The organism is Achromobacter sp. DMS1 (assembly GCF_001270295.1).
The window spans coordinates 1-12,850 of record NZ_LHSJ01000110.1; the positions used below are offsets into that span (position 1 = coordinate 1).

Sequence of the window (12,850 nt, forward strand, 5' to 3'; positions counted from 1 at the left end):
CACCCCGGCCGAGGCCGCGCCGCCGCGGCGGCCGACAGCCAGCGCGAACGCCATGAAGGCCAATGCCAGGCCCACCGTGATAGCGGTGAAGTACTCCTGCTTGCGCACGAAGCTGATCGCCCAGGCCTGCGGGCGCTCGTAGGCCAGCGTGCCGCCGGCGGCGAACTCGCCGGGCAGGAAACCGCACGCTTCCGCCGCGGCCGGGGTGGCGGGCACCTCGAACACGGCATAGCTGACGGCCGCATAGCCCAGCGCGGCCAGAAGAAAGACAATGCACATCAGGCGACGGGGAATCATGGGAACCTCCCGGCGGGTGGCGGGGCGGGACGCGCCCCGAGGGATCAATAGCAGATGCTGGGCGCACCGTCGCTCATGAACTCGACCAGCTTGGCGCCGCCCACGATCTTGGCGCCGGCGACCAGCTTGTTCTCGTCCAGCCCGCGTTTCTTGAAGCAGGGCGAGCAGACATAGATCTCGCCGCCGGCGGCCGCGAAGCTGTCCATCAGCTCCTTCAAGGGCGCGAAGCCTTCTTCGTGGATATCGTCGGCGTAGCCCTGCTGCGACAGACGAGTGCCTTCGATGGACAGGAACACCACGGTCTGCTTGTCGGATGCGACGGCGGCATTGGCGACGACGAAGGCCACCGTGGCCTTGTCGGTATCGTTCTTGGAGCAACTCAGGGAAACGACGAATTTTCCAGCCATGGCGATTCTCCTTTGGCGACAATGAAAAGAAGGCGGCGAGAGAAGCGCCGCCGTTCCTACCAATCCGGCCGGGACCGTATCCAGAACGTGTGGGTCTCGGGCTCGTAGCGTTCCAGCTCGTTGCGGGTCATGCGGCAGAACGCCGGAATATCGTGTATCGCCCCGGCGTCATGGGCCACGACGCGCATGACCTTGCCGGGCATTTTCTTCAGATGCTTGCGCAGCTTGAGGATGAGCTCGCCGCAGCCCATGTGGCCAGCATCCCAGAAATCGTCGCCTTCGTTGGGCGTCAGTGCAGGCATGGGGCAAGTCCGGACGAATATCGCCACGCGCTCCGGGGCGACGAGGCCCCGAACGCGCAAAGCCGGGTGCGGCCAGCGGGCATTGCTCCGCCGCGCTCAGGGTCGACGACCTTGAGCCGCGCGCGCGGCAGGCGCATGAGGAAAAACGGGCCGGAAGAAAAAACAGGCAGTCATCATGGCAAGGACCTTGCACAGTAACCAGGGGAAGCAGCCGGGCGGCCGCGGGTTTATGCATATTACCTGTCCGGCGGGAAAGACAAAAGACTTTGCGCCGGAACCCGAGTTCTTGCTCATCAACACGGTGGGCGCCGCGGGCATTGGTGCCCGCCGCACAACAGTGCGCTTCCCGCGGCGGGTCTACCGGGCGCAACACGCCAGACCTGCGATGCCGTCGTCATTTCTCCCGACGCAAGGACTTCCATGAACACGCACGACCCGCGGCGCGCTTCGCCGCCATGCCGGCCGGCTGACCTTCGCCGGCGACGCCATGTTCCCGGTGGGATTCGATCACCCCGAATGGCACAACGGCTTCGAGCACGACCCCGAGGAGTCCGCCCGCGTCCGCATCGCCCTCCTGCGCGAACTGGCGGAAAACCGCGGACTGCTCGTCGCCGCCCACCTGCCGTTTCCGTCCGTGGGCCGGGTCGCAGCCAATGGCGAGGCGTTTCGCTGGGTGCCGGTGATGTGGGACTACTGACTGCGGCGCAGGCGGGCGGTGACATACTATGGTTTGGCCGAGCTTTCCATCCACCATACGGGAACCCTGCACCGTGACTGAACTCACCACCCTGAACGGGGCAACCATCGCCTTCGACCTCGACGGTACCCTGGTCGATTCGGCGCCCGACCTGATCGGCGCCATCAACGCAATCCTGGTCGCGGAAGGCTTGCGGCCCCTGGCCTACGAACAAGGGCGCCCCTATGTCAGCCGCGGGGCCCGGTGGCTGCTGCAAAGGGGGCTCGAGATTGCTGGAGAGCGGGAGCCGGCCGCCCGCACGGCGGCGCTGTTCGGCCACTTCATCGACCACTACAGCGAACACATCGCGGACGAAAGCCGGCCGTTCCCGGGTGCCATTGATGCGTTGAAGGTTTTGAAAGCGGGGGGCGCCAGGCTTGTGGTCTGTACCAACAAGCCCACTGATCTGTCGCGCAATCTGCTGGCCAGGCTGGACATGGCGGAGCTGTTCGATGGGGTTGTGGGCATGGACGCGGTCACCGCGCCCAAACCCGATCCCGCCCACCTGATCGAAGCCGTGGACGCCGTGGGCGGCGACCTGTCTCGCACCGTCATGGTCGGCGACGCAGACATCGACGCCGGCGCTGCCAGAGCCGCCGGGACGCCGTTGATACTGGTCAGCTTCGGCTACACCGAAATCCCGGCCGCGCAACTGGCGCCCGACGTCCTGCTGCATCGCTTCGACGATCTGGCAGGCGCCTGCGCCGCCCTGCTGGGCCGGACTAGAAGCGCACGGCCAGCGTGAACAGGCCCGACTGCTGCCGGCTGCCGCCGCCGAACTGCGCGTCGTAGGCGATGCCGGCCGTCGTGTTGCGCGCGATCGTCATTTCCGCCCCCAGCCCGAACACCGCGGCGTCACGCGCGATGGGCACGCCTGCCACCGAGAAGGTGCTGCCGCCGTCGAAGGCCAGCTGCTGCTTCGGCTTCACGTCGCCCATTGCATGGCGCCAGCCCAGCGATGCGGTCAGGCGGCCCGGGGCATGGTCCGCGCCGAACGCCCACGCGCCGCGCAGGCCCAGCGTGGTGCTCGTCACATCGTCGGTGCGGCCCGATCCGTGCAGCGCGGCCGAGCCGCCCGATTCGTCGAAGCCGCGCGTGCGCAGGTGGTTCCACGCCATGCCGGCGTATGGCTCCACGGAATAGGCGTCGCCCACCGGCAGCCTGTAGCCCAGCTCGGTGAACACTTGCGTCGATGAGCCGTGATAGGACGACTCGAGCCGCTGGCTCAGGCTCCCGGCCGCCACGTCGCGTTTCGTGTCGATATCGTGCCAGGTGTAGGCCGCGCCGGCCATGAAGCGGAACCGGCCCGGACCGGCCCGGAAACTCCGTCCGCCGAACAAGGTCGCCGTATAGCTGTCGACATCCGTGCGCGACGACGTGTTGGCGATCGAACTATGGCTGCCGATGTAGCCCAGCGCGCCGCCCAAACGCCAGCCGCCGCCCACCGCCCCGTCGCCGCCGACGAAGAGGCCGCCGTCCGATTGGCGCACGCGGGAAGCGTTGCCGTCGCCCGCGAAGGTGCGCCAATTGCCGAATACCTGCGCCCAGACCGGATGCGCGCCGCTTTGCGGCAGGGCCTCGGACGACGGCGCACCCAACTGGGCCATGGGGCGTCCGGCCAGTGCCGGCGCGTCGAGGTTGCCGCGCAAACGGGCCAGCGGCAGCGTGCGCACGGTATCCCCCAGGCTCTGCAATACGCTGGCGGTGCTCGCATAGGCTTCGCCGGAAAGCATGTTCAAGGCCGAGCGCGCCTGCTCCGGCGTCATGGCAAGAACCGCCGTCGCCACCTGGCTGGCGCCGCTGCCTTCGGCCGCGTTCGCGACCGAACCCGTCAGGGCCTGGTTGCCATCGCTCGCCGACGGGGATGTCGCGCCGGTTGTGCTGCCGGCCGGCGCGCCGCCGTTTCCGGCCGAAACCGATGCGCCTGCCCCCAGGGACGCTTCATGACCAACGCTTGCGGAGGCGTTTTCGCTCGAGGACGATCCGGTCCCGGCCGACGACGCAGCGCTTTCGCCGCCGGACGATCCGTTTCCGGCCGATGGCGAAGCGCCTCCCGCCGCGGGTGGCGCTTCGCCATCCAGCGCGCCGCCCACGGCGCTCTGGTTTCCGGTGTCGCCCACGCTGCCGATCGGCACGTCGTTGCGCGTCAGCGTCATGAACGCATTCTTGGCGTCATAGCTCAGCGTGGGAGTGAGGAACGCATATGCGCTCGACGCGCCTGTGAACCGGCCCTGTATGCCGCCATCCGCCGTCAGGATGTTGTAGGTCGTGCGCGGCGCATAGTTGCCGTCGGGCCCCACATGCGCCACCGTGCCGTCGAGGCGGGCAACGCCCGTGACGTGGATGCGGTCGCTCGCGCTGCCCGCGGGGTCGGCATGCACGCGATAGACGGTGTCCTGGCCGAAGGCAAGATCGCCGTTGACGGTGAGCGTGCCGATGGGCGAGCCGTCGTTGCCCGGGGAGACGACCGCCGTGGGATAGAGCGTGGTGCTGCCCACCTGGCCCACGCCCGCCAGCACGACTTCGCGGCCGATATCGATGGGGCCGTTCAGTTTGCCGTCGATCTCCAGCGCGCCATCGGCGATCAGAATGGGGCCGGACAGGCCGCTGCTGTCGGCCCTCAGGATCAGCGAGCCCGGACCGGTCTTGACGAAGCCGCTCGTGCCTTGCAGCGGGTTGTCGATGGTGTCGACGAATTGGCCCGAGGCATAGGTGCCGTCGCCGACGACCAGGGCCGGCGGATTGCCGCCGTTGGCCACCAGGGTAATGGGCGCGCCTTGCACACGGTACCGGTCGGTGGCGAACTGGATGCCCGACACGCGCACGGAACCGGCTCCGCCATCGACAGTCACCGTGCCGGCCACGCCGGTGAAAATCGCGTATCCGCCATCGGGCAAGGCTCCCGCGGCATTGGTCGGGCTATTCCAGTTCGTGCCCGCCGCAGACCACGTACCGTCGCCGCCGCCCGCTCGCGTGGCCGACGCCGCGCCGTTGCCGTTCCACAAGTTCGTCGTGCTCGGCCCCAGGATGAGATTGATCTGTTTGTCGCCGGTCAGCGACTGGATGGCCGCCGCCGGCACGGAGTCGCCGGTCACCGCGCCCAGCGACAGCCCGTTGCCGCTCAGCGTGCCGCCGTACGACAGGATGCGGTAATAGCCGGCGTTGACGCCCAGCGTATTCACCGAAACATTCAGCGTCGTGTTATTGAGGCTGACGTTGCCGCTCACGGTGATGTTGTCGCCCGTGCCGGGTTGCGTAATGGGCAGCCCCGCATAGCCCGTCTCGAAATCGAACACGGCATTGTTCATCGACAGATTGCCGTTGACCACGAGGTTGCCGTTGGAAACCCCGGTGGGCGTGCCGACGGCATACCCGGGCGCGACGCGCGAATTGCCCGTCACGCTCAGATCGCCATTGATCGAACCGAAACCCGCAATCACGCCATTCGACGCGGCGGAGACGTTCCCGCCGATTGCGACGCCCGCCCCGCCGCCATTGCCGCCGACCACCAGCGTGCCGCCGCTGACGTCGACCCCGCCGGGGAAGCTGGCCGAACCGTCGAATACCTGGGTATTGCCCGGCGCAACCGTCAGGTCCGCGGCCGTAACGCTACCGCCATAGGACGCGCTCAGCGCGAACGTCGCGGCCAGCCATTTCTTCGTGCCAGATAACAATGTGGTTCCTCCCTGTCTCGATGTCCCGACTCCATACCCGCGCATTACCAGATCGCTATAAACGTATCCTTACGTAATAAACCAATCCGGACGAATGGGATGAGCCTTCGGAAAAAAAGGAGGCAATGTATACCTATTTTTTTGCGGTACCAACAATTAATGGGGAGACAATGCGTAGATTATCGAGATGGCACGAATGGATACCAACCACGGTCGCTGGTTAATAAAAACGGATACCATCCTGCTCATTTTGGATGGCGTTCATGGACACCATCCTTCGGTCAAAACGGCACGCAGCGGATACCATCCGTATCTACGCGCCTGCCCGCTCGCCACGCGCTTTTCGGTCGCGATTTGGAAATAAATGGATACGATCAGGCGATGACGATGGGCGCCCGGCCCCACTTGGCCTTTACGGGGCGACAGGCTTCGGAATGCCCGGAATGCAGACGGCCCCGGCGCTCCGGAGGCCGATCTTCTTTGCGCATCAGCACATCGCAGGCAGCCGAAACTCCGCGGCCCTGCGCCAGTTCCATGGTTATTCTCTTGGCGTTGGCGGTTTCCGCTTTCTTTGCCTTTCGCCCAGATACCTGTTCGGCAATTACCGGGGTTGCCGGGACGATCGGCTCCTGCTTCGCAGGTGCGCAGTTCGCGCGCTGATGCATAATGCCGAGAAATGCCGTATCAAATATCTCGGCAGCGGAAATCCGGTTATATCAGCAGCGCCCGTCCAGCAAAATCCATTATGAGAACTCAGCCAGATCGCAAGGATTCCAGACGCCCGTCGCATTATCCTTGAAAATCAGGAGAATGAGATTTGAATATAAATTTCCACAGATTCCCGGATAACAGAACAACTGATATTGGCGCGCAGCCCCAGCAATCGCGCGTGCGTCGACCGCCGCGTGCGCGGACAGTCCGCCCCGGCTCCAGGCCGCAACCGGCCCTTTCTCCCCGATCTCCGCACCAGAGACAAAACAGGCCGCATCCGCGGCCTGTCCCATTTCTTCCCTGACAACAGGAAGAACGATCAATCCACAACCACCCTCACTCCACCGTCACACTCTTGGCCAGATTGCGCGGCTTGTCGACGTCGGTGCCGCGCGCGCAGGCGGTGTGGTACGACAGCAGCTGCAGCGGAATGGTGTGGAGGATGGGCGAGAGCTTGCCGTAGTGTTCGGGCATGCGGATGACGTGCATGCCTTCGGCGCTCTGGATCTTGCTGTCGGCGTCGGCGAAGACGTAGAGCTCGCCGCCGCGCGCGCGGACTTCCTGCATATTGGATTTCAGTTTTTCCAGCAGGGCGTCCTTGGGCGCGATGGTGACGACGGGCATGTGCTCGGTGACGAGCGCGAGGGGGCCGTGCTTGAGTTCGCCGGCGGGATAGGCTTCGGCGTGGATGTAGCTGATTTCCTTGAGCTTGAGCGCGCCTTCGAGGGCGATGGGGTAGTGCATGCCGCGGCCGAGGAAGAGCGCATTTTCCTTGGAGGCGAAGCGATCGGCCCAGGCCATGATCTGGGGCTCGAGCGCGAGCACGGAGCCGATGGCGGCGGGCAGATGGCGCAGGGCCTTGAGGTGTTCGGCTTCCTGTTCGGCGGTGAGGCGGCCGCGCGACTGGGCGAGCGCCAGGGTGAGCAGGAACAGCGCGGTGAGCTGGGTGGTGAAGGCCTTGGTGGAGGCCACGCCGATTTCGACGCCGGCGCGGGTGATGTACGAGAGCTTGCACTCGCGCACCATGGCGCTGGTGGCGACGTTGCAGATGGTGAGGGTGTGCTCCATGCCGAGCGAGCGCGCGTGCTTGAGGGCGGCGAGCGTGTCGGCGGTTTCGCCGGACTGCGAAATGGTGACGACGAGCGAGCGCGGGTTGGGCACGCTGTCGCGGTAGCGATATTCGCTGGCGATCTCGACGTTGACCGGGATCTGGGCGATGGATTCGATCCAGTACTTGGCGGTGAGGCCGGCGTAGTAGCTGGTGCCGCAGGCCAGGATGAGGAGCGAGTCGATCTCCTTGAAGATCTTGTAGGCGTCGTCGCCGAAGAGCTCGGGAGTGATGCTTTCGATGTCCTGCAGGGTGTCGCCCACGGCGCGCGGCTGCTCGAAAATTTCCTTCTGCATGTAGTGGCGGTAGGGGCCGAGTTCGGCAGCGCCGGAGTGCACGTGCACGGTGTGGGCCTGGCGCTCGACGGGACGGCCGTCGGCGTCGACGATCCAGACGCGCGAGAGCTGCAGGTCGGCGACGTCGCCGTCTTCGAGGTAGATGATCTGGTCGGTGGTGCCGGCCAACGCCAGCGCGTCGGAAGCGAGGAAGTTCTCGTCCTTGCCCAGGCCCACCACCAGGGGCGAACCCTGGCGCGCGCCAACGACGCGGTGCGGCTCGTCGCGGCAGAAGACGGCGATGGCGTAAGCGCCCTGCAGGCGGCGCACCGCCTGCTGCACGGCTTCGAAGAGGTCGCCGGCGTAGAGGTGGTTGACCAGGTGGGCGATGACTTCGGTGTCGGTCTGGCTTTCGAAGACGAAGCCGGCGGCCTGGAGTTCGGCGCGCAGCTCGTCGTGGTTCTCGATGATGCCGTTGTGCACCAGCGCGATGCGCGGCTCGTCATTGCCCAGGTGCGAGAAATGCGGGTGGGCGTTGTGGGTGGCGGGCACGCCGTGCGTGGCCCAGCGGGTGTGGGCGATGCCGGTAAAGCCGGACAGGTGATCCTGGGCGACCTGCTCGGCCAGCTCGGCCACGCGCTGGGTGCTGCGGGTGCGGCGCAGGTGTCCGTCGAGGTAGACGGCCACGCCGCAGGAATCGTAGCCGCGGTATTCCAGACGCTTGAGGCCTTCGATGAGAATAGGGGTGATGTCGCGCTGGGCGACGGCGCCAACAATGCCGCACATGGGAAACGACTCCGGAAAGTTCAATATGGACCGCATTGTGCGCGTGAAGACAAGAAATTTGATTTCTTTATCTACTATGCAATGACAGATTATTCCCTTACATATTTGTGATTAAATTATATTTCATTTAATTAATATTATTGAACGAATCATGCAAAATCACGAGCCCGCGCTCCCCGATCTGGACGATCTGGACCTGCGCATCCTGGATCAACTGCAGGAAAACTGCGCGCTGACCAACCAGGATCTGGCCCAGCGCGTGCATGCCTCGCCGCCCACCTGCCTGCGCCGGGTGCGCCGGCTGGTGGAGGAAGGCGTGATTTCGCGGCAGGTGGCGATCCTGGCGCCGGAGAAGCTGGGCAGCACGCTGACGGCCATCGTGGAGGTAACGCTGGACGTACAGGCGGCGGAACGGCTGGCGGAGTTCGAGGCCGCGATGCAAGCCGAGCCGGCGGTGCTGCAGTGCTACCGCGTGTCGACAGGGCCGGATTTCGTGGTGATTGCGCAGGTGCGCGACATGCCGGCGTATCACGCGCTGGTGCACCGGGCCTTTACGGCGGCGGCCAATGTGCGCAACGTGCGCACGTTTTTCTCGGTGCACCGCGCCAAATTCGAAACACGCATCAATGTGCGCGGCTGAGGCGCGCGGCCTTCAGCGGCGCGCGAGCAGGGCCTGGAAACGCGCGAGGTAGCGCTCGCCCATTTTCTGCACGTCGTGCTCGTCGCGCACGTAGGCGTAGGCGCGTTCGGTGACTTCCCGGCGGAATGCGGCATCGTCCAGGCAGCGCGCCATACCGGCGGCCAGCGCCTGGAAGTCTCCCACCCTGCACAGCACGCCGCGCCCGTCAGCCAGGCTTTCCTTGAGGCCGCCGGCGTCGGTGGACACCACGGGCACGCGCTGCAGGAAGGCGTCGAGCACGCTGCTGCCCAGGGCCTCCTCCTCGGAGCTCATGACGAACACGTCGAGGATGCTGTAGAAGTCTTCCACGCCCTTGCGAAAGCCGGCGAAGCGGTAGATGTCTTCGATGCCCAGCAGGCGGGCTTCGTCGCGGGCCTGCCGCTCGCGGTCGCCGCCGGCGCCGAAGTGCAGGAAGACGAAATCGCGCCGGGTCTTGGCCAGCTCGCCCACGGCCCGCACCAGCGTGACGGGATCCTTGTCGCGGATGAGAGCCGCCGAGGTGGCCAGCACTTTCTTGCCCTCGAGGCCGAATTCGCGCACCAGGGCCTGCACGTTGGCGGCGTCGATCTGGTGCGGCTCCACGGCGCTGCGGATGATGACGGGCTCGATGCCCAGCCGCCGCGGTTCGCTGGCCGCCATTTCGCTGATGGCGACGAAGAGGTCGGCGTGGCGCCATTTGAAGCCGGTTTTCCACTCCTCGTTCGGCTTGACCACGAAGGAGGTGCGCCGCGAGAACGCCACGGGCCGGCGGTGCAGCCACTTGGTGAGCACGGCCCAGGTGATGGTGTTGGCCGTCTGGGCGTGGAGGATGTCGTAGCGGCCGGCGCCGGCCAGGAAGCGCAACTGCGCGGGCACGTTGCGCAGCGCATGGACGGTGTAGCCTTCGGCGCGGGCGCGCTCGGCCAGCGGGCCGCCGGCGCGGCACATCAGCTCGACCTCGTGGCCCGCCTTGCGGAAGGCGCGCATGCAATAGAGCGTCTGGCGCTCGCCGCCGCGCCAGCCTTTTTCGAAGTTGAGCTGCAGGATCTTCATGCGCGGCCGATGCCCGAGTAGTCGAAACCCAGGGCGCGCACGTCGGCCGGGTTGTAGAGATTGCGGCCGTCGAGAATGAGCGGCGTCTTGAGCAGCGCCTTCACGCGGTCGAAGTTGGGCGCGCGGAACACCTTCCATTCGGTGACGATCAGGAGCGCGTCGGCGCCGTCCAGTGCGTCGTACATGTCGCGCGCGAAGCTCACGCCGGGCTGTCCCACCAGGACGCGGGCCGCTTCATGCATGGCCACGGGGTCGTAGGCGCGCACTTCGGCGCCGCGCCGCGTGAGCTCGGCGATGACGGTCAGGCTGGGCGCTTCGCGCATGTCGTCGGTGTTGGGCTTGAAGGCCAGGCCCCAGAGCGCGATCTTGCGGCCGCGCAGGTCTTCGCCACAGCGGTCGACGAGCTTTTGCGCCAAGCGGAACTTCTGCGCACGATTGGCGGCCTCGGCGGCCTGGATCACGCGCATGGGCAGCGCATGTTCGGAAGCGGTGTTGACCAGGGCCTGCACGTCCTTGGGGAAGCAGGAGCCGCCGTAGCCCGCGCCGGGGTACAGGAAATGGTAGCCGATGCGCGGGTCGGCGCCGATGCCGCGGCGCACCTGCTCGATGTCGGCGCCCAGCGCCTCGGCGAGGTTGGCCATTTCGTTCATGAACGAGATACGCGTGGCCAGCATGGCGTTGGCGGCGTATTTGGTAAGCTCGGCCGAGCGCACGTCCATGACCATGAGGCGGTCGTGCGTGCGCTGGAACGGTTCGTAGATGCGGCGCATGACGCCGATGGTGAACTCGTCGTCGGCGCCCACGATGACGCGGTCCGGGCTCATGAAATCGTTGATGGCGGCGCCCTCTTTCAGGAACTCCGGGTTGGATGCCACGCTGAACGGGATATCCACGCCGCGCGCGGCCAGTTCGCGCGACACCACGGCCCGCACCTTGTCGGCGGTGCCCACGGGCACGGTGGACTTGTCCACGATGAGCTTGCGCGAGGTCATGTGCCGGGCAATGTTGAGCGCCGCGGCCAGCACGTACTTGAGGTCGGCCGAGCCGTCCTCGCCGGGCGGCGTGCCCACGGCAATGAACTGCACGTCGCCGAAGGCCACGCTCTGCGCCACGTCGTCGGTGAACGACAGGCGGCCGGCCTCCACGTTGCGGCGCACCAGCTCTTCCAGGCCGGGTTCGTAGATGGGGATGCCGCCCTGGCGCAGCAGGTCGATCTTGGCCGAATCCAGGTCCAGGCACATGACTTCGTTGCCCATGTCGGCCAGGCATGCCCCCGACACCAACCCTACGTAACCCGTGCCCACGACGGTGATTTTCATGCCCGAACGCCTTTCAGATAGGTAAGCTTGCGCGCCCGGCCGGTAAAGCCGGGCGTCGGCCGCCATTATAGAAGCCGGCGCCGCCGCGCCGCTCTAGGGACGCAGGCGGGTGAAACGCACCGTATTCACCGCCACCGCCATGGCGGCGCAGGCCGTGCCCAGCAACAGGGCCAGGCTGGGGCCGTGCGCCACGCTCAGGCCGAAGGCGATGGCCACGAGCGCGGTGCCGAAGCTCTGCCCGAACACGCGCGTGGTGGCCTGCAGGCCGCCCGCGGCCCCGCTGCGCGCACGCGGGGCCGCCGAAAGCAGTGCGCGGTTGTTGGGCGTCTGGAAGAACCCGAAGCCCACTCCGGCCACGAACATGCCCGCCAGGATGGGCGCGTTGGAAACATCGGTGGGCAGCGCGGCCAGCCAGAGCATGCCGGCCACCATGGTGGCCGCCCCCACGCCGCTGAGGGTGGCGGCGGAATAGCGGTCGGACAGCCGGCCCGCCAGCGGCGCGATGATGGCGGTGCCCACCGGCCAGGCGCCCATCAGCATGCCTACCTCGAGGTAGGGCCGGCCCAGCACCTGCTGGAAGTAAAACGGCAGAGACACGTAAGAGGCCATCTGCGCCGCGAACGTGCAGGCCGATGCGCCCACCGCGTAGGCCAGCGGCCGGATGCGCAGCAGGTCCACCGGCACCAGCGGCGCGGGCTGCCGCGAGGCGCGCCGCACCAGGAACAGGCCGAACACGGTGGCGATGGCCACCATGCCGATGCCGCGCAGCAGATCCTGCCCCATCATGTCCACGCCGGAAATGAACACGCCGAGCGTCACCATGCTGAGCAGCGCGCTGATCCAGTCCAGCCTGACGTTGTTGCGCGGCACTTCGGGCAGATGGCGCAGGCCGAACATGGCCAGCACGCAGATCGGCAGGTTGACCGCGAAGATCCAGGGCCAGGGCGCCACCGACAGGATGGCCGAGCCCACGGTGGGGCCGAGCACCGACATCACCGCCACCGTGGTGGCGTTGATGCTGATGCCCCGTCCAAGCAGCTTCAGGGGATAGATGTTGCGCACCAGCCCGCCGAACAGGCACATGAGGGTGGCCGCCCCCACGCCCTGGAACATGCGCGCGAAGGTGAGCTGCACCAGCGTGCCCGCCAGCGCGCAGCCCAGCGAGGCCAGCGTGAAGAGCACCAGGCCGAAGGTGAACATACGGCGGAACCCGATGCGCTCGGCCAGCGCCGACATGGGCAGCAGCATGGTGACCACGGCCAGGTTGTAGGCGTTGACGATCCACACCGCCTGCGCGGGCGCGGCATTGAGGTCCACCGCGATGGTGGGCAGCGCCACGTTCGCGATGGTGGTGTCCAGCACCGACAGGCTGACCGTCTCGCGCGCGCGGCAGGTCACCGTCGAGGGATGGCAGCGCCCGGTCAAGAAATCGTGACCGCCCCACAGGAAAAGGCGGGCGCCGTGCATGCGGGCGCCGCGCATACGGGCGCCGTGCATACGGGCGCCGCGCATACCGGCCCCGGG

13 protein-coding genes and 1 pseudogene are annotated in these 12,850 nt (G+C 66.7%); 4 read left to right on the forward strand and 10 right to left on the reverse strand.

Annotated elements, in window-relative coordinates:
• The 3 genes from AD428_RS14120 to AD428_RS14130 all read right to left on the reverse strand — a co-directional run.
• Window positions 1-297: hypothetical protein (locus AD428_RS14120; protein ID WP_200908042.1), on the reverse strand; the 297-nt coding region annotated here is incomplete at its 3' end.
• A 44-nt stretch (window positions 298-341) separates the two neighbouring features.
• Window positions 342-704: a DsrE family protein gene (locus AD428_RS14125; RefSeq protein WP_053245124.1), complete on the reverse strand. Its 363-nt coding sequence runs from the start codon at window positions 702-704 to the stop codon at window positions 342-344.
• A 56-nt stretch (window positions 705-760) separates the two neighbouring features.
• Entirely contained in the window at window positions 761-1,006 is a 246-nt protein-coding gene (locus tag AD428_RS14130) for a sulfurtransferase TusA family protein (protein WP_053245125.1), read from the reverse strand.
• A 463-nt stretch (window positions 1,007-1,469) separates the two neighbouring features.
• Here AD428_RS14130 and AD428_RS14135 point away from each other — a divergent pair.
• Both AD428_RS14135 and gph read left to right on the forward strand, forming a co-directional pair.
• Window positions 1,470-1,703 (forward strand): annotated as a pseudogene (locus AD428_RS14135) (MBL fold metallo-hydrolase); the annotation flags it as partial.
• 73 nt (window positions 1,704-1,776) lie between these two features.
• Window positions 1,777-2,487, forward strand: a complete 711-nt coding sequence (gene gph, locus AD428_RS14140) for a phosphoglycolate phosphatase (RefSeq protein ID WP_053245127.1) — start codon at window positions 1,777-1,779, stop codon at window positions 2,485-2,487.
• Here the strand turns inward: gph and AD428_RS14145 are convergent.
• Window positions 2,465-5,416, reverse strand: coding sequence for an autotransporter outer membrane beta-barrel domain-containing protein (locus AD428_RS14145; RefSeq protein ID WP_053245128.1), 2,952 nt, complete (start codon window positions 5,414-5,416; stop codon window positions 2,465-2,467). The genes gph and AD428_RS14145 overlap by 23 nt on opposite strands.
• 196 nt (window positions 5,417-5,612) lie before the next feature.
• Here AD428_RS14145 and AD428_RS26805 point away from each other — a divergent pair, with 196 nt between their 5' ends.
• Window positions 5,613-5,780, forward strand: a complete 168-nt coding sequence (locus AD428_RS26805; RefSeq protein WP_160318565.1) for a hypothetical protein — start codon at window positions 5,613-5,615, stop codon at window positions 5,778-5,780.
• Window positions 5,781-5,790: 10 nt separating this feature from the next.
• Here AD428_RS26805 and AD428_RS26810 read toward each other — a convergent pair whose 3' ends face one another.
• The 3 genes from AD428_RS26810 to glmS form a co-directional block, all read right to left on the reverse strand.
• Window positions 5,791-5,952: a hypothetical protein gene (locus tag AD428_RS26810; RefSeq protein WP_160318566.1), complete on the reverse strand. Its 162-nt coding sequence runs from the start codon at window positions 5,950-5,952 to the stop codon at window positions 5,791-5,793.
• A 207-nt stretch (window positions 5,953-6,159) separates the two neighbouring features.
• Complete coding sequence (locus AD428_RS26155) at window positions 6,160-6,450, reverse strand: hypothetical protein (protein WP_152968042.1); 291 nt, start codon at window positions 6,448-6,450, stop codon at window positions 6,160-6,162.
• A 13-nt stretch (window positions 6,451-6,463) separates the two neighbouring features.
• Window positions 6,464-8,296 carry a glutamine--fructose-6-phosphate transaminase (isomerizing) gene (gene glmS, locus AD428_RS14150; protein WP_053245129.1) on the reverse strand — a complete coding sequence of 611 codons (1,833 nt, stop codon included), beginning with the start codon at window positions 8,294-8,296 and terminating at the stop codon, window positions 6,464-6,466.
• Between the two features lie 151 nt (window positions 8,297-8,447).
• Between glmS and AD428_RS14155 the strand changes: the two genes are divergently transcribed.
• Window positions 8,448-8,936 carry an Lrp/AsnC family transcriptional regulator gene (locus tag AD428_RS14155; RefSeq protein WP_053245130.1) on the forward strand — a complete coding sequence of 163 codons (489 nt, stop codon included), beginning with the start codon at window positions 8,448-8,450 and terminating at the stop codon, window positions 8,934-8,936.
• A gap of 12 nt (window positions 8,937-8,948) precedes the next feature.
• Here AD428_RS14155 and AD428_RS14160 read toward each other — a convergent pair whose 3' ends face one another.
• From AD428_RS14160 to AD428_RS14170, 3 genes are all read right to left on the reverse strand, one after another.
• On the reverse strand, window positions 8,949-10,007 hold the full coding sequence (locus tag AD428_RS14160; protein ID WP_053245131.1) for a glycosyltransferase family 4 protein: 1,059 nt from the start codon (window positions 10,005-10,007) through the stop codon (window positions 8,949-8,951).
• A complete protein-coding gene (locus AD428_RS14165; RefSeq protein WP_053245132.1) occupies window positions 10,004-11,326 on the reverse strand; it encodes a UDP-glucose dehydrogenase family protein in 1,323 nt (440 codons plus the stop codon). The genes AD428_RS14160 and AD428_RS14165 overlap by 4 nt, the downstream gene beginning before the upstream one ends.
• 93 nt (window positions 11,327-11,419) lie before the next feature.
• Window positions 11,420-12,838, reverse strand: coding sequence for an MFS transporter (locus AD428_RS14170; RefSeq protein WP_235490242.1), 1,419 nt, complete (start codon window positions 12,836-12,838; stop codon window positions 11,420-11,422).
• Window positions 12,839-12,850: the final 12 nt, after the last annotated feature.